This is a genomic window from Mycoplasma suis str. Illinois, assembly GCF_000179035.2.
In the GTDB taxonomy this organism is placed as follows: Bacteria; Bacillota_I; Bacilli_A; order Mycoplasmatales; family Mycoplasmoidaceae; genus Eperythrozoon_A; species Eperythrozoon_A suis.
Window position 1 is genome coordinate 333,113 of sequence record NC_015155.1, and the last position, 22,646, is coordinate 355,758.

At 31.6% G+C, this 22,646-nt stretch carries 21 protein-coding genes, 1 tRNA gene and 1 other RNA gene; 15 read left to right on the forward strand and 8 right to left on the reverse strand.

The features are described from left to right. Positions 1 to 248 precede the first annotated feature (248 nt). The 10 genes from MSU_RS01945 (at position 249) to MSU_RS01990 (ending at position 13,503) form a co-directional block, all read left to right on the forward strand. On the forward strand, positions 249 to 1,169 hold the full coding sequence (locus tag MSU_RS01945; protein ID WP_013609838.1) for an energy-coupling factor ABC transporter ATP-binding protein: 921 nt from the start codon (positions 249 to 251) through the stop codon (positions 1,167 to 1,169). Continuing rightward, a complete protein-coding gene (locus MSU_RS01950; protein ID WP_013609035.1) occupies positions 1,147 to 2,415 on the forward strand; it encodes an energy-coupling factor transporter transmembrane component T family protein in 1,269 nt (422 codons plus the stop codon). The genes MSU_RS01945 and MSU_RS01950 overlap by 23 nt, the downstream gene beginning before the upstream one ends. A 29-nt stretch (positions 2,416 to 2,444) precedes the next feature. Continuing rightward, positions 2,445 to 2,723, forward strand: a complete 279-nt coding sequence (locus tag MSU_RS01955) for a hypothetical protein (protein WP_013609036.1) — start codon at positions 2,445 to 2,447, stop codon at positions 2,721 to 2,723. Positions 2,724 to 2,726: 3 nt separating this feature from the next. Then, the gene (locus MSU_RS01960; RefSeq protein ID WP_013609037.1) at positions 2,727 to 3,611 is read left to right on the forward strand and encodes an ATP-binding cassette domain-containing protein; all 885 of its coding nucleotides are present in this window, start codon (positions 2,727 to 2,729) and stop codon (positions 3,609 to 3,611) included. 57 nt (positions 3,612 to 3,668) lie between these two features. Continuing rightward, the gene (locus MSU_RS01965) at positions 3,669 to 4,145 is read left to right on the forward strand and encodes a hypothetical protein (protein WP_013609038.1); all 477 of its coding nucleotides are present in this window, start codon (positions 3,669 to 3,671) and stop codon (positions 4,143 to 4,145) included. A 78-nt stretch (positions 4,146 to 4,223) separates the two neighbouring features. Next, complete coding sequence (locus MSU_RS01970; protein ID WP_013609039.1) at positions 4,224 to 7,547, forward strand: hypothetical protein; 3,324 nt, start codon at positions 4,224 to 4,226, stop codon at positions 7,545 to 7,547. A gap of 6 nt (positions 7,548 to 7,553) precedes the next feature. Next, positions 7,554 to 7,757, forward strand: a complete 204-nt coding sequence (locus MSU_RS01975) for a large ribosomal subunit protein bL28 (protein WP_013609040.1) — start codon at positions 7,554 to 7,556, stop codon at positions 7,755 to 7,757. A 2-nt stretch (positions 7,758 to 7,759) separates the two neighbouring features. Continuing rightward, on the forward strand, positions 7,760 to 8,368 hold the full coding sequence (gene rpsD / locus MSU_RS01980) for a 30S ribosomal protein S4 (protein ID WP_013609041.1): 609 nt from the start codon (positions 7,760 to 7,762) through the stop codon (positions 8,366 to 8,368). 60 nt (positions 8,369 to 8,428) lie between these two features. After that, entirely contained in the window at positions 8,429 to 9,109 is a 681-nt protein-coding gene (locus MSU_RS01985; protein ID WP_202795045.1) for a tRNA (adenine(22)-N(1))-methyltransferase TrmK, read from the forward strand. Between the two features lie 77 nt (positions 9,110 to 9,186). Further along, positions 9,187 to 13,503: a PolC-type DNA polymerase III gene (locus tag MSU_RS01990; protein ID WP_013609840.1), complete on the forward strand. Its 4,317-nt coding sequence runs from the start codon at positions 9,187 to 9,189 to the stop codon at positions 13,501 to 13,503. 9 nt (positions 13,504 to 13,512) lie between these two features. Here the strand turns inward: MSU_RS01990 and MSU_RS01995 are convergent, their stop codons facing one another. The 6 genes from MSU_RS01995 to rpsI are packed head-to-tail and all read right to left on the reverse strand — an operon-like array spanning position 13,513 to position 17,185. Beyond that, positions 13,513 to 14,058 (reverse strand): Holliday junction resolvase RecU, encoded by a 546-nt coding sequence (locus tag MSU_RS01995; protein ID WP_013609841.1) that lies wholly within the window; start codon positions 14,056 to 14,058, stop codon positions 13,513 to 13,515. 60 nt (positions 14,059 to 14,118) lie between these two features. Further along, positions 14,119 to 15,033 carry a 16S rRNA (cytosine(1402)-N(4))-methyltransferase RsmH gene (gene rsmH / locus MSU_RS02000; RefSeq protein ID WP_013609842.1) on the reverse strand — a complete coding sequence of 305 codons (915 nt, stop codon included), beginning with the start codon at positions 15,031 to 15,033 and terminating at the stop codon, positions 14,119 to 14,121. A 43-nt stretch (positions 15,034 to 15,076) separates the two neighbouring features. Beyond that, positions 15,077 to 15,535 carry a division/cell wall cluster transcriptional repressor MraZ gene (locus tag MSU_RS02005; RefSeq protein ID WP_013609046.1) on the reverse strand — a complete coding sequence of 153 codons (459 nt, stop codon included), beginning with the start codon at positions 15,533 to 15,535 and terminating at the stop codon, positions 15,077 to 15,079. 3 nt (positions 15,536 to 15,538) lie between these two features. Beyond that, complete coding sequence (gene rplU / locus MSU_RS02010; RefSeq protein ID WP_013609047.1) at positions 15,539 to 15,886, reverse strand: 50S ribosomal protein L21; 348 nt, start codon at positions 15,884 to 15,886, stop codon at positions 15,539 to 15,541. Positions 15,887 to 15,896: 10 nt separating this feature from the next. Continuing rightward, positions 15,897 to 16,742, reverse strand: a complete 846-nt coding sequence (locus tag MSU_RS02015; protein WP_013609843.1) for an aldo/keto reductase — start codon at positions 16,740 to 16,742, stop codon at positions 15,897 to 15,899. Positions 16,743 to 16,747: 5 nt separating this feature from the next. Then, positions 16,748 to 17,185, reverse strand: coding sequence for a 30S ribosomal protein S9 (rpsI, locus tag MSU_RS02020; protein ID WP_013609049.1), 438 nt, complete (start codon positions 17,183 to 17,185; stop codon positions 16,748 to 16,750). Between the two features lie 377 nt (positions 17,186 to 17,562). Between rpsI and lon the strand changes: the two genes are divergently transcribed. Further along, the gene (gene lon / locus MSU_RS02025; protein ID WP_013609844.1) at positions 17,563 to 20,007 is read left to right on the forward strand and encodes an endopeptidase La; all 2,445 of its coding nucleotides are present in this window, start codon (positions 17,563 to 17,565) and stop codon (positions 20,005 to 20,007) included. Between the two features lie 13 nt (positions 20,008 to 20,020). Here lon and rnpB read toward each other — a convergent pair. After that, an RNA gene (gene rnpB / locus MSU_RS04440) (RNase P RNA component class B) lies at positions 20,021 to 20,394 on the reverse strand. A gap of 84 nt (positions 20,395 to 20,478) precedes the next feature. Here rnpB and rplJ point away from each other — a divergent pair. Continuing rightward, positions 20,479 to 20,973: a 50S ribosomal protein L10 gene (rplJ, locus tag MSU_RS02030; RefSeq protein ID WP_013609051.1), complete on the forward strand. Its 495-nt coding sequence runs from the start codon at positions 20,479 to 20,481 to the stop codon at positions 20,971 to 20,973. Positions 20,974 to 20,977: 4 nt separating this feature from the next. Then, positions 20,978 to 21,382 (forward strand): 50S ribosomal protein L7/L12, encoded by a 405-nt coding sequence (gene rplL, locus MSU_RS02035; RefSeq protein ID WP_013609845.1) that lies wholly within the window; start codon positions 20,978 to 20,980, stop codon positions 21,380 to 21,382. 94 nt (positions 21,383 to 21,476) lie between these two features. Here the strand turns inward: rplL and MSU_RS02040 are convergent. After that, positions 21,477 to 21,550: transfer RNA gene (locus MSU_RS02040), tRNA-Thr, on the reverse strand. An 87-nt stretch (positions 21,551 to 21,637) separates the two neighbouring features. On the opposite strand from MSU_RS02040, the gene rpsJ reads away from it, so the two are divergent. Continuing rightward, positions 21,638 to 21,949 carry a 30S ribosomal protein S10 gene (gene rpsJ / locus MSU_RS02045; protein ID WP_013609053.1) on the forward strand — a complete coding sequence of 104 codons (312 nt, stop codon included), beginning with the start codon at positions 21,638 to 21,640 and terminating at the stop codon, positions 21,947 to 21,949. A gap of 4 nt (positions 21,950 to 21,953) precedes the next feature. After that, complete coding sequence (rplC, locus tag MSU_RS02050; protein WP_013609054.1) at positions 21,954 to 22,646, forward strand: 50S ribosomal protein L3; 693 nt, start codon at positions 21,954 to 21,956, stop codon at positions 22,644 to 22,646.

Sequence of the window (22,646 nt, forward strand, 5' to 3'; positions counted from 1 at the left end):
ATAATTTAGATTTTTTGAACTAAAATTTAAATCAAGTCTTTTTGGAAATAAAATTCTGAAAGATTAATTAAAAGTTATTTTTAAAAGAGTTTTTATTAGCTTTTTCTGAGGAAAAGCTTAAATAAAAAATAGATATAGGAATGATCATGAAAAAGTTAATAAAATCAGAATCAACAGGTATATTTAGGTAAAAAGTCTTTTTTAGTTTTTGAAGAGACTTCAAAAACTTAAGTTGTGATTAGATTCTGATGCTAGAGAAGAATATCTCTTTAAAAAAAAATGCTCTTGAGCATAATATAAGTCCTGAGAATGCAATTGAGATCTTTAACTTAAGCTGCTCCTTTAAAGATAAAAGAGTTTTACACTCTTTATCTTGTCAGCTTAAGAAAGGAAAAGTTTATGGAGTAGTAGGTCCCTCTGGGGCTGGTAAAAGTGTTTTTTGCGAACACCTTAATGGTCTTCAAAGATCAGAGACAGCCAATATCTATTATTCTTGCGGAGAAAAAGTTCTATTTTTTCAGAACAAGTTAAAAAACTATAAAAAGATTAGAAGGGAAGTTGGAATGGTATTCCAACTACCCGACTATCAACTATTTAAGGAAACTGTTCTTCAAGATATCACTTTTGGACCAAAAATATTATTTAATATTCCTCCTTCTGAAATGCCAGAATGGGAGAGAAAAGCTAGAGAAATTCTAGAAGAATTATCTTTTCCTCTAGAATTAATCAATTCTTCTCCCTTTAAGTTATCTGGAGGTCAAAAGAGAAAAGTTACTCTTGCAGGAATACTAATTCTAGAACCTAAGGTAATAGTATTTGATGAACCAATCTTGGGATTGGATCCTCAATCTGTTAATCAGGTTATAGAATTAGTAAATCAATTAAATAAGAAGGGCGTAACTATTGTTATTTCCTCTAACAATATGGATTTCATCCTCGAGACAACAGATAATATTCTCTTCCTCGAGGATGAAAAACTAAAGAGAAATGAACCTACTTTTAATTTCTTTAAAGATTGCCCAGATTCACTGATAAAACCAAAAGTTATTCAATTTATAGAAAATTTAGTTAGAGAGAATAAGAAGTTTGAGGGCTTATGAAGTTATAAGCCCAGAAATATTCCTGAATTAGCTCTTTCAATATCTAATGTCGTTCAACGATCTAGTTAGAGGAGGACTAGATAGTCAAGGAGGAGCAAGGCTCCTCGGACTGAAACCAGCTCATAAGGCCCATCCTCTCCTAAAATTAATCGTTTTTGTTCTTTCTGTATTCCTAGTTTTCTCCAAACTAGGAATATTTCTACATATATTATTAATACTTTTCACAGCATTAATTCTTTTTCTTTCAGGATGCCTGAAAGACTTATATAAGAAATTAATATTTCTGTTTTTAGGTATTTACCTCTTTCTGTTCTGTGTTAACTGGATTTTCAATAAAAATCCAGGTTTCTGAGACCAGAATTATCTAACTAATTCTTATTCTGATTTTGCAGATAAATTAAAAAATATGTTTACTAGACCTTTGTTTAGTTTGACTTCTTCGCAAGGAGGTTCTAATGGAAGTACATCTAATTTGCAATCAGGTTGATTTGCTGGAGGTGAAATTCTGGAATGATGTTGTTCAAATTGCGAAAAACAACCAAATTGCAAGTGCAGTCAACAATTGAATGGAACAAGCAAAATAGCTAATGCTTCTTCCATTGATGAGCTGAAGAAGCTTTGTGAATGCGTAAAAGATAATGCACAGTGTTGTCAAGGTGGCAAATGCATCAAAGAAATACTTGAAAAACAAAGCTTTAAGTCTTTCTTTGTGCAAACAGCACAAGGGAAGAAAGTTGTAGTATTTCTTCCTAAGTGATATACAATAACTGCTCTTCAATTTATATTGGCCTTCAACATGGCCAATAAGTTAACTATGATTATTGCTCTGTCAAGAGCATTAAGTCATACTACTGACTTAACTTCCTTTACATTTGCAGTAGGGGAATTAATAAGACCTTTAGCGGCTTTAAAAATGCCAGTAAAGGAAATAACTCTTATTATTTCCCTAGCTATTAGATTTATTCCTTCCCTATTATTGGAAGCTATTCGAATAATAAAAGCTCAATCCAGTAGAGGAATTGACTTCAAGAATGGAAGATTTAGAGATAAGGTAACAGCCTTCTTATCCCTATTTATTCCTCTATTTATTATTTCGATGATTAAATCGAAAGAATTGGCAAATGCTATGACTTCAAGAGCATATTTGCCAAAAGAAGATAGAACTAAATTTAGAAATTATTCAGTTGATAGATCTCAACTGTTTGTATTTGGAGGAATAATATCCTTTATTATTCTTTGCTATTACTTTGTATTTGGAGCTTTTTATTTCTCCCCTACAGGGATGGTAGATCCAATACTATTACTTTCTATTTAGAAATCTTTTAAAAAACCTAAAAGATTTCTTTGGGAGGTGAAGAATCTAGAAGTAAAAATAGTAAGTTTGATTGGTGAATCATACCTAGATTCTTCTATGAATTGACTAAGGGGGCAATTAAAAAGATTCTTCTTATACTTTTCTGGATCATATATGGGATCATATTTATAGCTTTATGAGTTGGAAGCAGTTTCTGGAGTGCCTTCCCCTTAGTCATCCTTGTAGTTATCTTTTACATTGTTAAATATCTAAGGGAAAAGATAAAAGAAGAAAAGGAGAAAAATAACAATAGAAGTAAATATAGGTAAGAGATGTCAGCTTTAGAGAAAGAAAAAACAAAGCTTAAAGCTATTGATATTAAAAAGCTTTGTTTTTCTTACTCTAAAGACACTTCCTTCATTAAAAACTTGTCTATTTGTTTAGATGCAGAAAAGTATTACTGCATCGTGGGTCACAATGGATCAGGTAAGTCTACTTTCTCAAAACTTTTGACAGGACTTTTAAAGCCTAAGTCTGGAACTATTCATATTTTTGACAAGTCCATCACAAAAATTAACTATCAGAAAATCTTCTCCTTTTTGGGAGTAGTTTTTCAAAATCCTGATAGTCAATTTATTACCTCTTCAATTGAAGAGGAATTAGCTTTTGGACTTGAAAATAAGAAAGTTCCCTCCAAACTTATGTCCAAAGTGGTAGAGGAACTTATTGAAGCTTTAAATTTGGAAAGCTTAAAAAATAAGTCTCCAGCCATATTATCTGGAGGACAAAAACAGAAGATAGCAATAGCTTCTGTTTTGGCATTTAATCCAGCGCTCTTCTTATTTGATGAATCTAGTTCGTTGCTTTCTCCTGCGGAAAAGCAACAAATAGTTAAGTTAATGAAGCAACTAGTAGTTGATTACAAAAAAACAGTAGTTTCAATAACTCACGATATGGAGGAGTTATTACAAGCAGATGAGATAATCATCTTTTCTAAGGGAAAGATAGTATCTCATCTAAAAAGTAGTGCAGAATTATTTAGACTACCTCTCTCTTTCTTTAAGGAGTTAGCTTTAACTCCCCCTTTCTCAGTTCAGTTAGGGAATTCCCTAACTGAGAAACACTCGTTAGATATTCCTCCTTTTTCTTCTGAGGAAGAATTAATTAGCAATATAGCTCAGCTAAAAAAGAGAACTTTTGACTGAGAAAAAGAGTAATTTTCTTTGGTCAGTTTTTAAAATCTTGAATTGTAGTAGTTCAAATAAGTAATTAGAGTGGCAAAAATTAGAAAAAGAGAACTTCTCCCAAAGAAGGTGAGACCTTCTGGTGGATGATGAGAATCTCAAAATATTTTTAAAAAAATTGGATTAGTATGTGGTTACTTTTTAGTTTTCGTATTAGGTCTTTTTGCTCTTAATGTAGTAGCTTTTTTTGCCCTTCCAATTCTTATAGCTTCTTTAATTGGTGTTTGAACATTATTTGGAGCTATAAAAGTTTTTGATAATTGAAGGTGGGGAAATTTCTTTAGATTCTCAGTGGAAAGAGATGGCGATTCTTTTGACGATGAAGAATTAGATTTAGCTCTTAGAGGATCTAAAACTGAAGAAAAAGTAAATTCTCCTGAACAAGAACAAAAAGCAGAAGAACAAGTTGAAAGTTCTGAAAATGTTGAAACTGTAGTTGAAGAACTTCAAACTCAAGAAGAAGCTTCCGAAGCTCAACCAGTTGAATTTTCAGAAGAAGTTAAATAATTTTTTAATTGCTTCTTGTCTTTTAAAAATTTTTATTAAGCTAAATTAAGGCGAGTTTTCGCCTTCAAATAAAAAATAATGAGTAAGCCTGCAACAAAGAGCATGACAATAAGAGAGAGAATTCAACGATTCTTAAATTCTCACAGGTCTCCCTATGCTTTCATTTCTTCTCCAGAAATTCTTGATATATTAAGTCAATCTGAACAACTTCCTCTAGCTAGTGAATTAGATCCAAAGCTAGGCCCAATATTTGAACTTACTTTAGGTAAGAAACAATATTATGTAAGGGAAATATTAGATAAAAAATTCCTTCTCGTTAGAAAGGAATTTTTTAATGAAAGTCTTGTAGAAGTTAGAGTTCCTTCTGACATTAAGTCAGAATTTGGACTTGTTTACTTAGTTACTCAATTTCCTCTTGACGAATTAAGAAGGGGGAGTGAAGAGCAACTAGAAGTTTCCACTGAAGAACCTCCATTAACAACCATTGGTGAACCAGAATCTGGTTCTTACATTAAGTTATCTGACTCTGAAGAACAATCAATTTACTTATCAAGAAAATTCAAGGAGCAGCAAATTCAAAAATATAAGAGATTTACTTGAAGACCTTGCTTTGCTTCTCCCGGAGAATTATTTTCTAATTTCTTACTTTTAGGAAAAAATAATTTAACTGAAAAATTATCTCCCGCAGGAGATAACAAGGTAATTAAAACTCCAGTTAAAAATTGACTTTACAAGAATTATCAATCTTCATTTGACTTCCTTCTTGAAGACTTTAAGGACTTCAAGACATCACTCATTGAAGTAGTTCCTACTCCGGAAGAAAAGTACAAGAAATCACTTGAAAAGACTTGCAAATATTCGCAAAAGTCTAAATACTTTAATGCTCATTTCCCATTTCCTGTAGTAAGGGAATTAAATAATTCCCATCACTTCTGACTTTCATTATCAAGTCAATATAAGAAAGTTGATGATTTTGCAATCCAATTAAAGAACTATTACAGTTCTTTGAGTTTTAGACAACTAGATCAATTAGTTGAACAAAGAAATAATGAAGAAGTATCTACACGAATTTGATCTAAGTTACAGCAAAGAGCAACTGGACTTCATAAATACGAAAGTCAAAATAATTCCTTCAAGAAATTACTTGACGAAAAAATTAATCAACTTCAAGCAAAGAATGATGAATTAACTTCCTATCTAACAGATCTTCAGCAGAAGTTATCTGAGGAAGGAAAATCCCCAGATACTGATGTTGTTTACCTTCAAACTCTGAAGGAAAAGAAAGCGATACTAGAAGATATTGAGAAAACTCTTAGAGTTTTAGAAGAGTATTCTTTGAGAATTCAAAGATTCTCTTCTCCAGAAAGTAGTAACTTCGAGGCTCATTTCTATCTAACAATATTTGGTTCTAATGCCATTCTTTCCCAATATGACTGACTTGTTGGTAATACACTATTTGAACTAAATGATCAAATAAATGAAATAGTTTATTACCAACAAGAAATTGAAAAGACTTTCTTTGAAAAATTAAGCATTCTTCACAAAGCTAGAAAAGCTGAATTAAAGCTTGAATTTATTTCTCAAGATAGAGAGCTTTCTAAGCTCATCTATCAACAAAAAGAAAAAGAAAAGAGACTTCTTAGATCTGATCAATTAAAAGAACTAGAGATTCAAGGATCTCTACAAGTATCTAAATCTAATGTTCAAAAGAAAATTAATGAAGAAAAAGCTAAGTTATCTAGATACCTAGATAGACTTAATAGACTGGATTCATATCCAGACTATGAAGATAGATCTAGAAGTCTTAGAGAAAGAAAAGAACTATTTAAGCAAAAAGTTGGTCAATATAGAGAAGAAATATATGCCCTAAAGCTTAAGGTTGAGAGAATTGAAGCTCAATATTCTTCTTTCCTTTCTTCCCTTAGGGAAGAAATATTGGACTTCCAAAAGAATATAAGTAATTCTTATTCTCTTCACCTTTCTCTTTTAAATAGTTCAACTAGTCAAGTTTGATCTGACTGAGCAAAACAAGGAATAGGTTACATTGAGAGAATTCTCTCAAGAAAAGACAAATTAATGAGAGAATTCTCTGAAATTATTGTTCTAAATCTGAAGAAAATGTATCTCTCTCAAGAAGAACTTCTTGAAGAATCTAAGAAGAGAGAAAAAGAATGAGAAAGAGTTTACTCTGAAATGGTTGAAGAATTTAAAACACTTGGATATTTCCTGTCCAAGCCTAAACCATCTGAACATTACTATAGATTCTTACCTAAAATGGAAAGATCTCATCTTTCTCTATCACCTGAGATAGAGAAATTAATTTATTTCAAACCTATGTTGAAATATTCAGCACCTAAGGTTAATGAATTAATAGGTCTTTCTCCTAAGTTATTGAATGATGAAGAATTCTTGGTTATAGACCAAGTTTGAACTAAATTAACTCCTATGCAAGAACACTATTTAAGACAAAAAGTTGCTAGAGAAAATCAAGAAAAAGATAAAGAGAGAATAGAAGAACTTTTGAAAAAACAAAAAGAAGAAATGCATAAAAAATTGCAATCTAAGAATTACTGTTTTAGAAAAATGACTTTTGAGGAAGATTTTCCTCAAGAAGCAGATGAAGAAGAAAGAATGAGAAGATTGAAATCATTTGAGAAAGCTCAATTCCACAATTGGAAGGAAACTAACTTCACTTCTTCAGAAGTTAGATATAAATTCAAGGATATGTTGTCTAACTTAACTAAGAGAGTGATAACTCTAAAGGGTGTAGAAGTTTGAGGAAATAACTTAAACATTAGTGACAAGGGAGAATTAGAAGATCCTAGTCTAGTAGAAAGACTAGGAGAATGAGATTACTTTATTAAGTCCAAAGATAAATTGAGTTTTATAGAGTCTTGTGGACTATCTTCATTTAAGTTAGATGAATCAGAAACTTTCGATCTAGAAGGTGAAAGTTATCTATCTATTTTGGAAACTCTAGAAGATAGAGATTCAGAAATTAAGAATAGTAAAGTAGTTGGAAAACCTAATAAGCCAACTATTGATGATTGATTGAATCTAAATCTAAAGAGATATAGAGAAGAAAAGAAGAAGATAGATATAGTTGAAGTTAAAGAAGGACTTCTATCTCTAGAGAGAGAGATAGAAGTCCTAAAGAAAACTTCAGGTAATTACAAAGAGGCTTGTGAATTAGAAAGATCTAAGAGAGAAATATTGTGTGCTGAAATGAAGAAAGAATTAGAAGATATTCAACAATATCTTGAACAAGAATCTAAGGAACTGGAAGAGATATTTATTCAATCTCAAGATATGTTGAATCTAAGCTTTGAAGAAATAGATAAGAAGCTAGCAGAAAGAAGAAAGAATATTTTAGAACTTAAAATGGAAAAGAAACCTTTTTAAGTTCTTATGGGAAATAGATTAGATAGAGTTACTGGAAGAAGTTCCAAAACTGGGAACAATAGATCCAAGGCCATGAACGCCACTAAGAGAGCTTGGAATTTAAATATTCAAAGCTTTCAATTAATAGATGCAGTTACTGGAAAGAAATTTAGAGTTAAAACTTCAGTAAAAACTGTTAGAACTTGAAAGAAAAATGGGAAAATTAAATAATTATGTCTAGATATTTAGGACCTCTATATAAGAAATCCAGACAACATGGATTTTCTTTCTATGAAGATGGAAGAGAATTTTCTAAGGGAAAGCAAAGAGAATATGGTCCAGGTCAACACGGACCAACTAAATTTAAAAAATTAAGTCTTCACGGGGAACAACTTAGAGAAAAGCAAAAACTTGCTATTCTCTATGGACTTAGAGAAAAGCAAATGAGAAGATTCTTTAAGATGGCTCAAAAGATGCCAGGATCTCTAGCACTTAATTTCCTAATTCTTTTGGAAAGTAAATTAGACAATTTAGTATTTAGAGCTGGTATGGCTAATACTAGAAGAGCTGCTAGACAATTAATAGTTCACGGACACATAAGACTAAATGGAAAAAAAGTAGATATTCCTTCTTATGTTGTTCCTCCTTCTTCAGTAATTGAAGTTGCAGAAAAAAGTAGAGATATTCCAGTTGTTAACTATTTCAAACACTTTACACCTCTACCATTCATTCAATTGGATCACAAATACAGAGCAGTGTATTTGAGATATCCTGAAAGATCTGAAATGAATTTGGAACTAAATGAAGTTTTCGCAACTGAATGATATAAACAATATACTTAATACCTCTCCTTACTGGAGAATTAATTTTTTAGTTCTAAAAGTTATATAAGACTACAGCGAATTGTAGAAGTATTAAAGCAGGATTTATCCTGCTTTAGTAATTCCCTTTTAGTTGATATAGGGGCAGATTTAGGCCTTTTAGGCCTGAATTTGCTTTCTCAAAAACTAGTTAATAAAGTCTGAAATGTTGAAGTAAGTAAAAAAGCTTTGGAAGACTCTAAAGAAATATATAGTAGAAGAGGAGTTGCAAACTCCTCTGAATTTATTTATTCTGATGGTTTTACTGGACTCCCAAAAAAACTTAGTCAAAGTTTTTTAAATTCAGAATCACAATTACTTGTAATTGTTTTTGCAGGGCTTGGCTCTACAAAAATTCTCAATATACTCGAGAAATTTCCTAAAGAATGACTTAAAGCTAAAAATGTTTTACTTTTAATTGTTTCTCACACTCATCCTCTAAAAATATTGGATTGATCTTCAGAGAATGAGTGAAAACTCAGAAAAGAAGAATATTTCACATATAATGACAAGATTTATCCAATATTATTGTTCTCTAAGGGATTTTCAGATATAGATCTTTTCCCTGAAAGAAGAAAAAATAATTATCTTGTAGATAATTTGTATTACCGAAAATACTGAGATAATTATTATGAGTGACAGGCAAAATATATAGAAAACAAGAAGGATAAAGTCATTCAAGAGTGAATGAAGTGATATTCTACTATTAGACTCAAAAAGTAAATTAACTTTTTAGTCTACGTAAATAATAAAGTAGTTAACTAGCTGAATTTTCAGCTAGTTATATAAGTTAGATAAAGATGGCAGTTAAGTCTAAAAAAACATTGACTTCTAAATTTAAATCCCTTTTCGTTAAGAAGTTATTACTTCTTACAGAGGAGGAATTTAAAAAATTACTCGAAAGAGCTGAGATAAGTGGATCTTTTTCTTCCTCTAAAGATCGATTTGATGTAAATGTAACTTATTTTGATGAACCTCTATTTAGTGAATTAATAAAGTTCTTCAATTTCTCTTCCTCTGTTTGCTTTATTCACGTGAAATTGCACTATCTCTACAATACTAGTGCAATTTACAGACTAGTATCTGAATGATTTAAATATTTTTCTTTTAACTCGGAAGAACGAGAAAAGTTCTTCCTAAAAGAAAATCACATAGTTTTTGAATTCCCTCAGTTGATTCTCAAAGCTGAGAATCTTATGCAAGAAAAATATTTTTCTTTTCACTTAGATCATCTAAAAAGTTTTCTTGAATATGTCTTTGAGTATCACAAAATTTGAATCTCCTTTGTAAAAGTAGATTCAGTTCCAACAACCCCAACAATATCTATTCCGGAAAATAGATTTTCTTTTAGAGAGAACGAAGGAGAGTTTATTCCTCCGGGACAAGATAGAAATATAAGAAAAGGCCTTTATAAGCTTTACTTCTTCGAAGAAATAGAGAATTATTCTTATAGAAAGAAAAAAGCCTACCAAGTAGGCTTTACTAACCTAAAAGAACATTATTTCCTAATTCTAGGAAGACTAGTAGATGACAAGAAGAGAGATTTAATTCTCGAAAAGCTAAAAATTGGGAAATGATTCCAAATTGAGTTCAAGTTAGACTTAGAGAATCTCTCTAAGACTAAAACACTTGCCAATTATGACGGATGACTAATTAATTGTTTAGAGGCTGAGTCTCCAGATGAGACTCAGTTCACAGACAATTCAGAAAAGAAAGCTTTTCCTCTGAATGTATATACTAAGTACTCAAGTTTTGATGGTTTATTTACATCAGCTGAGTGAGCTAAATTATCCGCAGAATGCGGATATGATGTACTAGCTCTCACAGACTTTAATAATGTTCACTCTTTCCCAGAATCTGAAAAGAGTGTAAAGAAAAATAAATTAAAGGCTCTTTATGGAGCTGAGTTTGAAGTTGTTTCTTCAGACTTACAAATAATTAAGAATGTCGAAAATTTAAAACCAGAAGACGATATCGTCTTCTCAATTTTTGACCTAGAAACAACAGGTCTAAATCCTATATTTGATGAAATAATAGAAATATTTGTTCTCAAATACAGTTCTGGAACTGTAATAGATCACTATTACAGCCTTATTAGATGTAATAAGAAGTTAAGAAAAGAAATTATTAACTTAACTCACATTACTGAAGAAAAACTAAATATGTCCGGAAGAGATAAGTTAACAGTTCTTCAGGAAGTAAGAGATTTTGTTTCTGGAACTGTATTAATAGCTCACAATGGAATAGACTTTGACTTTCCATTTCTGAACTCAGAATTGAGAAAGTCAGGACTTGAGCCACTAGATAACCCTATATTAGATACTCTAAGGCTCTGCAAAGCATTAGAAGAAGGAAAGAAGTCTAAGTCTTATTCTCTTTTTGCTATTGCAAAAAAGATGTCAATTAATGTTGTGGAGCAGGAGCTCCACAACTCAGAATATGACACTAGATGTTTAGCAAAAATGTGAGAGTTCTGATCTCAACAACTTATTGATCTTTCACTAGACCCATATACATATGATGGTCTAGTGAACCTTAATTCTTCATTTGACAAAGATAAATTACTTAGAAATTATTTTGGAAATAATGTAATTATTTTTGCAAAAAATCAAAAGGGATTGAAATCTCTTTATGAATTAGTTTCTATAGCCCATACTGAACACTTTGTGGATAAACCAAGACTTAAGTGAGATGCTATAGAAACTAGAAGAGAAAACTTAATAGTCTTATCTTCTCCTACAAATAGTGCATTAGTAAATGCAGTATTAAATGATGAATTTGACACCTTCAAAAAAGAAGGCGAGAAATTTGACTATATAAGCTTGCCCCCTCCTTCTAATTTCTCTCACGAAATAAGTAGGGGGTTTTTTGAAGATGGGGAAGTAGAGACTCTTCTAAAAACCTTTTATGAGTGAGCAGATAATTGTCAATTTAAATTAATTGCCAATTACTGCCTAAAATATCAAGACTTTAAAGAAGTTGAACAATACAAAGTACTTGTTCATGCTAAGAGTATAGGTGGCAAGAGACACTACCTATACTCAAGTAAACATGGTAATGATGTATTACCAGATTACTCTTGGAGAACTACAGAAAGACTTATTTCAGAATATGACTTCCTATCTCTTTCCGAGAAAGAGAAGGAAGATCTATTCTTCACTTATAGATATGAATTAGCTAATAGTGTTAGTCCAGATATTTTTGTTAATAAGAGTGAATTAGCTATTCCAAAAATACCTGGAGCTCTCGAGAATATAAAAGAATATATTCACAGAAAATTAACAGCTAAATATGGAAAGAAGTTGGATAAGCAAATACAAGCGACAATAAATAGAGAGCTTACAGGTATTGTTGAAAACGGATATGAGTCAGTTTATTGGTGTGCACACCTTTTAGTTCAAAGGTCTAAGTCTGAAGGATTTTTAGTAGGATCAAGAGGATCTGTTGGATCCTCTTTCCTAGCACATGCACTAGAAATTAGTGATGTTAATCCACTACCACCTCATTACTACTGTAGTCAGTGTTCTTATTTCTTGATGTGCACTAATTTCAGAGAGTCAGGATTTGATCTAGAAACTAGAAGATGTCCTCAATGTGCTTCTGAATTATCCTCTGATGGCCAGAATATTCCATTCGAAACATTCTTAGGGCTAGAACGAAATAAGATTCCAGATATTGACCTTAACTTTTCTGGTCAATATCAACAAAAAGCCCATAACTTCTTGAGAGAGTTATTTGGAAAAGAACATACTTTCCGAGCCGGAACTATTTCTGCTATTGCAGAAAAAACATCTTTCGCACTAGCTAAAAATTTCTTACAAGATAATCAAATAGATTTCAATAAGGGACACCTTCACTGATTGTCCTATAGATTAACTGATGTAAAAAGAACTACAGGACAACATCCTGGAGGAATAATAGTTATTCCTCGCGGAGAATCTATTTACAACTACACGCCAGTTAATTTTCCAGCAAACGATATAGAAAGTGAGTGGTTAACCACTCACTTTGATAAGGACACATTTAAAGACTCACTCTTTAAGTTCGATATTCTAGGACAAGATGATCCAACTATTTTGGCTCTCTTGTCCAACTTTACTGGAGTAGATTTGGAAAAAATTCCTTTCAAGAATGAAAGACTTCTAAAAATGTTTAGTGATATTTCTGTTCTGGAAATACCACAAAACAAATTAGAACTACTTGGAGAAGTTGTTGGAACTCTGGGACTTCCAGAGTTCGGGACAGAAAAAACTAGAGAAATAATGAAAGCTTGCAGAAGTAAGATAAAACATTTCTCAGACTTAATAAGAATTTCTGGTATTAGCCATGGTAAAAATGTTTGAAAAAACAATATAGAAAAATTAATTTCTAGCCAAAAATTAAGTCTAAATGAGGTAATTACATGTCGGGACGACATCATGAATTACCTACTAGAGAAAAAAATAGATATTCAAAATGCTTTTAAAATAACCGAAAGTGTGAGAAGAGGAGGAGGAATCCCTCCTGAAAATCTACCTTTACTTAGAAAGGCTGGAGTTCCAGAATGATATATTGAGTGTGCAAATAAGATTACATATATTTTCCCTAAGGCCCACGCTACAGCTTATGTACTTATGTGCTGAAAAATAGCTTACTTTAAGTTAGAGTATCCTGTAGACTTCTATGCGGCTTATTTAACAATTACAAATAGACACTTTGATGTAGAGACACTTACAACAAATGATTTAGCTACTATAAAGAGAAAATATCAAGAGGGAAAAATGCTTATAAAGAGTAAAAAGAGTGGAGAAAATATAGAAAAAACTAAATACTTAGTAATTATTTATGAAGTAGCCCTAGAAATGATTTCTAGGGGAATTACATTTAAGATGGTTGATTTAAATGAGTCACTCGCAAGTACATTTAAGCCAGATAGAAAAAATAAAACAATATTACTTCCATTCTCTTCTATTGCTAGATTGGGAGCTATTACAGCTAAACAGCTAGAAGATGAACGAAATAGAGGAGGTAAGTTCTTAAATAGAGAAGACTTAGAGAAAAGAGTTAAGTTGAATGTAAGTATTTTGAAGTTACTTGAACAACTAAAAATAATAGAACCAAAAGTAAAAAGTAGTTAAGGAATTCACTTAACTGAGGCATGATTGCCTCAGTATTAAGTCTCAAGTTGGAGTTAAATTCAATATTCCAGGATAAGTAATTTGTATTTCGAAAGCATTAACTTCTTTTAATTCTGGAATTCCTAACTTTCCCCTCTTCTTTTTCAATAAAAGAAGTTGGGAATAAGTAATTAATCAAAATGAAGACTTTGAGTGAAAGAAGTGAATTAATAGAAATGCATTCCCTCCGCAAGAATCAATTTCCTCCATTTGAGTCAATTGATGCTTCTTTATGAGAGAAAATTTAAAGTTTTCTTCTTTAGTTTCTTTAAGTTCTATGGAAAAATATTTTCCAGAATAAACTCCATAGAAATCTAAATCACCTTTAGAAATTAATTTCACTTGAAAAGAGGATTTAGAGGGCTCAAAGCCTCTTTTTCCAGAAGTTGATAAGTGACTATAGTCTGGATTAGTTTTTCGCAAATAAGCTATCTTATTTGCTCTATAGTATTCAGCAGTATTGAGCATTAATTCTTCCAGAATTTTCCCTCTATTTCTAAAAGTTAGGTGTCCCATATTAGAAGTTCTTTCTATTCCTTTATTATCCCGTTGGGGATAAAAAGGAATAAAAATTAGTTATTCTCTAGTTTTTGTGAAGACTCAAAGTTCTGCACTTCTAGAAGCTCAATTAGTTTCTATTTCAGCTCTACTAGGGAGTAGAGGTGAATTAGATTTAAGAGTGAAACGAGGGGGAATAATTTCTCCCATTTCTGGAATTTTTATATAAGAAGAGTTTTGTCGCTTTCACTCCAAAACTATTTCATCCTCTAGAGATTGGAATGTAATTATTAAAAGTTTTCCATTAACTTTTAATAATTCTGCAGCTTGTCTTAATGCTTCTTTGAAACAATTTAGTTCATTGTTGCACTCAATTCTTAAAGATTGAAAGATTAATTTCATTGGATTTTTATTCTTTCTTTTATTGAGAATTTTGCTTCTCTCTATTATCTCCTTTAACTGATTTACTTCAGTTATAGGAGTATTCTTTCTAAATTGAATAATTGTTTGAGTTAATCTTTCAGCTTCACTGATATTTCCATATTTCTTAAATATTCAATTCAATTTTTTGGGAGGATAGTTATTTAGTATTTCATAAACACTTTTACCTTCTAGACCAAATCTGAGCTCTAGTGTTGAAGAAGAGCTATTGTAACTAAAAGTTCTTTCTTCATCCTTCAATTGAAGAGTTGAAAGACCTAAGTCAAATAGTATTCCATCCGCGGGAGGAAGACTGTTAGTTTTTCAATAATTTCTCATACTTGTGTAATTTACATTTAGAAAACTAAATCTAGAATCCTGAGAAGATAACTCCTCAGCATATGGAATTACTTTAGGGTCAACATCCATTCCTATAAGTCTGGAATTCACTCCTAAACTTTTTAGAAATTCTTTGGAGTGTCCTCCACATCCAAATGTGCAATCAATATAAATTCCATTTGCAGATGAAAGTCAGTTTTCGCAAACTTCTCTTAGCATTACTGGAATGTGCATGTACAACTATCTTTTTCCCCTAAAGTGGGGAAAAGAAATTAATTTATTCCGCTAAGTGTTTTTCTGGAGTTTCTTTAATAATTTGTTCTTCTTTTCAACTATCAAATAATTCTTTAGATCATACTTCAATATAGTCTCCAACTCCTATGAAGTACATTTCTTCATCTGCATCAAACACATTTAGAAGTTCATCTGGAATTCACATTCTTCCTTTGGAATCGATATCAACAGTTTTGGAGCTTCCAATAAAAAATCTTCTAACTGTATCAACTTCTTCCATAGTTGTACATCCATTTAATTTTCTAATAGCATAATATTCGAAGAAGTCTAGTGTTCACATACTCAAGCAACCTCCAGCCGATCTTGTCATAACTACTTTGTCCTTTAGTATGTGTCTTCATACTAGAGGAACATTTACTCTATTTTTTCCATCCATTCTTTCAGCATAAGTTCCTGCGAAAAAGTGTCTTGTTATTGTTTTGGGCTTATTACTGCCCTCCACTTTCTATTTTTTATTTATGGATGAAACTTGTAATAAAGTATTTTTTGCTCTGAAACCCATTCTTTTTCTATGTCTCTTTTGAGAAATTAAGTGAATAATATGAAGTTTTTTAGCTTTTAAGTGTTTAACTACCTTACACTTAACTTCTAGGTTTTCTAGGTAAGGAGTACCCACTTTTTCATCTCACATAAGAACTTTATCGAAAGTTAATTCACTTCCAATTTCTGTATTGTCCAAGAAACAAGAAATAATATTATCTCCTACACTGCATAGATATTGTTTGTTTCTTATTTCGAAACAAATATTAGGAATCTTTTTTTCTTCTTTAATTACTTCTTTTTTCTTGGCCATTTAATCTTTATTATTCTTCATCTTCAGAATCATCTGAATCTTCTAGATCTTCTTCCTCTTGAGTTTCAACATATTCATTTAAACCATTTAAAGTTTCAAGATCTTCTTTAGATAACTTTATTTCTTTAGCTTTAATTATTTCTCTTATTTCTTCTTCAGCTTCAGGAACTACTATAGGAACAATTTCATGATTAAGAAGGAAGGCAGCTAATAGTGCTTTAATAGTAATTCCATATTTTGCAGCCATATCTATTAGGATTGGATTTTGCTTATTTTTGGAATAATCTCCAAAAGGTAGAGAAGCTTGAACTTCAATATTGTGTTGCTTTCCGAATTCTATTCCCTTTCAATTCATACTATCTACTGAGCAATCATATTGGAGAATGTCTGGGAAAACTCCAGTTAATTTGTGCAGTCAGTTAATCATTGCATTACTGAAATTGCAAAGACCAATTCTCTTTGTTAGAGAATTTTGCTTGCAATTAACTAATTGCTTGTAAGCTGAGAAATTTAGTTCTTTATTTGGTGAAGGTCTGTGAAGCAAATAGGTGTGCATAACTGTAGTAACACCTATTTTGCTTAGAGAAAACTTTAGAGATTTAATGATTCCTCCTGAAAATTGAGAAGGTCATACTTTTGACTGAAAGTATGGAAGAAAATTGAAGTTTGCATCTTCCTTTCTAAGAGTTTTGAGAGTTAATCCAATGATAGCTTCATTTCCATACTTTCATGCACAGTCAACAAAGTCATAATTACTTTCATTAGCAGCTTTTAGATATGGAGTAAGAATTTCAATAATTCGAAGAGATTCTGTCCCAAAACCAATTTTTGGAACAAATTTAGATTCTGAACTCATGAAGACTATCTCTTAGTGAATTGAGGAGATCTTCTAGCTTTGTACTTACCAATTTTCTTTCGTTCCTTAACTCTACTGTCTTGAGTTAACAAATTAGCTTTTCTGAGAGATACTTTCATTTCTGGATAGTATTTCAGTAAAGCTCTTGCTATAGCTAGAGTAAGAGCCTTAGCTTGAGAACTCAATCCACCACCCTTAACAAAAGCTTTTATTAAGTACTTTTGTCCTAGGTGATTAGCAGGTAAATAGGAAAAAGGAGAAAACAGTGTAGGAACTAGATATTCATCATTGAAGTAATCAATAGGAGTAATAGTTCTTCTATTTTCATGGTTTCCTACATAGATTTCCATTTTGTGTTCTAATCCTTCAGTACCACTGAAAGGAGTAAGAACAACATTCACTCTACTCTTTTTCCTTTTAGAGTAGGATCTAATTTCTGTCATTGATTTAGTTATTTGTTCTTAAAAACTATTAATAATGTAAATAATTTAAGAGCTTTTTAGAAGCTTTTAAAACAAAAGATAAATTGACCTAAGATAAGACTTTTTACTTTTTTAAATTTTATTTTTTTCTATATTTATATTTCTTCTTTACTTAAGTTAAAAGTATAGAAATAAAAGTTTTAGCAATCAAATATTTCATTTGCTAAAATATTTGAAGAATTAAGATAGTTAGCAAACTATAGAAAAGCTCTTTAACTATAGTTAACAAAAGTTAACTAAATAATAAGTTATTAATTTAGTGATTTTTTTAATTTTTTAGCTATTAAATATATGGGAAGTGTAAAAAAGAATATTTACTTAATTATTTAGAAAACAAGATGGCAGGAAGAAAAAAAGAAAAAGAAGAAAACAATTTGGATATTCCAGTTTTGAATAATTCCCTCCCACTCTTAATTTCTAGAAATCTTGTAGTATTTCCTCACTCTAAAAGTTCCTTAGAGGTCGGAAGACCTCATTCACTATCAGCCATTAATTGTGCCCTTGAAGCTTTCAAGGGACAAATAATAGTAGTTTCTCAAAAGGATTACGATGTCGATCATCCTTTGCAATCAGATTTCTTTAATGTCGGAACTCTCTCAAAAGTTGAAGTAACTAAGAGACATAGTGATGACTCTTTATCAATTGAACTTAAGGGAATTCAAAGAGTAAAGATATTTAAGGCTAAGCTTCAGACATTCCCTAAACATGAAAATCTTGGAAATTTCTGATTAGCTGATTATGAAGTATTAAAGGAAAAGAATACTTCCTTCTCTAAAAATAAAGCTAATCTTGAAAAGCTATTTAAGTATTTTGAGGGAATTTTTGAAATGTCAGGAGAAGAATTTGAAATGCTTAAAAAGCTTTTCTTGTTTGAGGGTTCTCCAACAAGATCAGCTAAGTGTTGCGCTGAATTAATAGATAAGCTTTGCGGTATTTGACCGCAAGGAGAGGGAGAAAATGTATTAACAAAACAAAAATGATTGGAAGAGCTAAATCTATCAAAAAGAATTGCTTTGATGTTGGAATATGAGTTCCTAACAGAATCTGAAAAAGCAGAAATAAATAGTTCTATTACTAAGAAAGTAAATAGAAATATCTCTAAACAACAGAGAGAATTCTATTTAAGAGAAAGAGTAAAGGTAATTAAAGAAGAGCTCGGAGAAGGGGTATCTAAAGATGGAGAACTTGCTAAGTTCAAGGAATGACTTAAAGACAATAATGCTCCAGAAAACATTAGAGAAAGAGTAAAGGAAGAAGTAAAGAAGTTAGAGTTTGCAAGTGCTCTTTCAACTAATGAATCACTAATTATTCATACTTATGTTTCTTGACTAACTTCTTTACCTTGAAATTCTTTCTCAAAAGATCAAAAGAATATTTCCAAGGTAAAAGAAGAACTTGACAAGAATCATTATGGTCTTGAAAAAGTAAAGGAAAGAATAATGGAATTTGTTGCAGTCCAAAAGAAAACTAAGAATCCACAAGGAACCGTTATCTGTTTAGTTGGGCCTCCAGGAGTAGGTAAAACTTCTCTTGCCCAATCAATAGCTAAGGGACTTAACAAAGAGTGCGTAAAGATTTCACTAGGTGGAATGAATGATGAAGCAGAAATAAGAGGTCACAGAAAAACCTACGTGGGAGCTATGCCCGGAAAAATCATAAGAGGCTTAAAGCAAGCTAAAGTAAGTAATCCTCTATTTCTTCTAGATGAAATAGACAAGATGGTGGAAAGCCATCATGGAGACCCAATATCTGCTCTTCTAGAAGTATTGGATCCAAAACAAAATAGTGAATTTATGGACAACTACATAGAAGAAGAAGTGGATCTATCCAAGATAATGTTCATAGCTACAGCTAACTATGAGGACAATATTCCTGATCCTTTGTTAGATAGATTAGAGATTATTAGATTAACTTCCTATACAGAAAGAGAGAAGTTAGAAATAACTAAAAATAAGTTAATTTCTGAGGTTTTAGAGGAACATGCTCTAAAACCTAGTGAATTAACTTTCAAGGATGAGGCAATAACTTACATTATTCAAAAATACACCAGAGAAGCTGGTGTAAGAAATCTAAAGCAATGTCTTGCTAAGATAGCTAGAAAGTTCATTCAGAGACAAGAAATGGAAAATGGACCTGATTTTGAAGAAATAACTATTGAATTAGTTAAAAAGTATCTTTCAACTGAGAAATATGAAACTACATCAAAAGATGAAGTTTCAATTCCCGGAGTAGTTAATGGAATGGCATATACAGAATATGGAGGCAACTTACTTCCAGTAGAAGTTAGTTACTATTCTGGAAAAGGCAATTTAATACTTACAGGTAACTTAAGAGATACTATGAAGGAATCAGCAAGCGTTGCTCTTTCCTACATAAAAGCTAATCAAGATGAGTACAAGTTGAGTGAGAATAAGTGAGGAGAATTAGACATAAATCTTCATGTTCCTTCAGGGGGAGTACCAAAAGATGGTCCTTCTGCAGGTATTACTATAACTACAGCAATGCTTTCAGCATTCCTAAAGATTCCAATACCTAATAATGTTGCTATGACGGGAGAAATGACTCTGAGAGGAAAAATACTACCAATTGGAGGTTTAAAGGAGAAGATAATTTCTGCTGTAAGAGGAGGAGTAGAAATCATCTTCTATCCTAAGGCTAACGATAGACACTTAGAGGATATTCCTAAAGAAATACTTGAAAAAATACAGTTAAAGCCTGTGAGATATTATTCAGAGCTTTACAACGAGCTCTTCCTAAATATTTGTAAAAAAGCAGATACCTAAGGAAATCTTAGGAATTAATAAGCCATGTTCTGTATTTTTCGAGAAAATGTGAGTAATTAATCTAATTTAGTTTTTCAACTAAATTCCTAAGCTTAGTTGAATTCCTAAGCTTAAATTCCCTTACCATTATTTAGGTTTCTTGCTTGAGGGGTTTACCGCGTTTCACACTTTTACATTTCTGTAAAGCTCGTCTCTGTGGCACTTTAAAGAAACTAATTCATATAGCTTTAGGCTACTTAGAATTATTTTCCGCCATCAACTAGATTTCTCTAGCCGTTAAGTTTTATTTTTTATGTACTTACACAAACACTATAGACATCTCAGTCTATGCAAGCATGGACTTTCCTCTCCCCTAAAATAGCTCTAGGAGAGCTACTCACTTATCCCTAAAATACCTTTAGGTACCTGTTTTTTATCATACAAATTTAAGAGTGATTAAAAAACAAATGATTTAAATTTAACTAGGAAACTATGAGTATGAGAAAATTTCACAAATTAAAAGAAGATCAAGTTAATCAGTTAGTACAGAAATTTAAAGATTCCAACTCTTTCTTAACGTTGAAGTATGATTCCTTGGGAGTCAAATCTTCAAACTGGTTACGGAAAGAAGTAGGAAAAAAGGGAGGAGAAGTGAAAATGGTTTCAAATAATGTTTTGAGAAGAGCACTAAAGAGTTTTTCTAATTCTGAGATAGATTTAGAGTCTAAAGGACAACATTTTGTCCTCTTAATTAATTCAGAAAAGATTGAATTATTAAAGCTTTTGGCTGAACTAGCTAAGAAATATGAGCCACTTCAAGTTGGTATTGTTTACTGCGATAAAAAGTTCTTTTTAGATAAGGAACAAATTGCCTATTTGCCCGCTTGGGGAGAGAAGGAAGTGGCTATTGGAAAGCTTGCTTATCTATTAACTTTCCCAATCCTTTCTTTAATATTTGTATTGAAGGCTATAGAAAGTAAAAAATAAAATAATGTCAGACGCATTGAAGAAAAGCGGAAAGGAAATAATTGAATCAATTAAGTCCTTTACAGTTGCTGAACTTAACGAACTAGTAAGACAATTAGAAGCGGAATTCCAAGTTAGTGCTGCTAACTTTGCAGCTCCATCAGCTGCTTCAGGAAAGAAGGAAGAAGGTGAAGATTCACAAGAAGCAGTTAACAAGGATCTTTACCTAGCTTCTGCAGGAACAAACAAGATTGGTGTTATTAAGTTGATTAGAGAATTAACCTCACTAGGATTAATGGAAGCTAAGAAGATAGCTGATAGTGCTCCGTCACTAATTAAGGCTGATGTAACTGCTGCACAATTTGATGAACTTAAAGCAAAGTTTGAAGCTATCGGAGCAACTGTAGAATTTAAATCCTCTTCTAAGTAGAAGAGTTTAGCGTCTTCGCAAAAGCGAAGAGTTAAAAAAATTATTATGTTTTCTTGTTTTAAGTTTTTTGAAAATTTTGGAAGAAATAATAAAATGGTGCCGAATAAGTGAATCGAACACTTCTCTAGTCATTACCATTGACTTGTTTTACCACTAAACTAATCCGGCTGGTACTTTGGAGTTTTCTTTAATCTCCTATTTCTATATTACCCAGAAGGTTTAAAAAAGCGTTCAATGTCTAAACTTTAAAGTAATTTGTCTAGCGTTCTAAAAATTAAATTAACTTCTTTTGATTACAGACTTCTAGATCTGTGAGTGAAGAAAATTGTTGAATTAGCTTTAAGACACAATTCAGTAGTTAGAGGACCTATCCCTCTACCTACTAAGACAAAAATCTATACTGTTTTGAAATCCCCTCACGTTAATAAGCCTTCAATGGAACACTTTCAAAAGAAAGAACATAGAAGACTAATTTTGATCTCAGAATATGACAGTAAGCTGTGTGCTTACTTTGAAAAGATGAGTTTACCAGCTTCTTTAGACCTTAGATTGTCAATAATGATGTAATTCTATGTCTAGAGAAGTTATTTGTCAAAAAATAGGAATGAGCAGCATTTTTTCTGAAGGAGGAGAATTAATTCCTGTAACACTTCTTAAATTAATCCCTTTGCAAGTTTTGTCTTGCAAAACAGTTGAAAAGGAAGGATATAATGCACTAGTTGTTGGAGTTGGAGAAGAATGTGAAGAACGAAAACTATCTAAACCAGTTAGAGGTCAATTCCAAAAAAAGGGAGTAGCACTTAGAAGAAAAATTACTGAATTATCTTGAGATGGTATCAAGGAATATTCAGTAGGTAATTTTGTTTCTTTCTCCGATTTGTTCCAAATTGGAGAAAAAATAAAAATTCAAGGAGTTTCAAGAGGTATGGGTTTCACTGGAGCTATTAAAAGATGGAATTTTGCCACTGGACCAAAAACTCACGGTGCAGGTTATCCACACAGATTCCAAGGTTCCTTGGAAACTGGTAGAGGAGGTATGTCACCTCAAAAAGTTTGGAAGGGAAAGAAAATGTCAGGTAGAATGGGGGGAGAAAATTGCACTATTCTTAACCTAAGAATAGTTCACATTGATTCGGAAAATAATATTGTTGCTGTTAAGGGATCTATTCCCGGAAGAAAAAAGAGATTAGTTAGAGTTAGATCACTTCACAAGGCAAAGGCAATTGTTCCTTGTGAACTTCTAAATTTAAAAAAAAGTAAATAG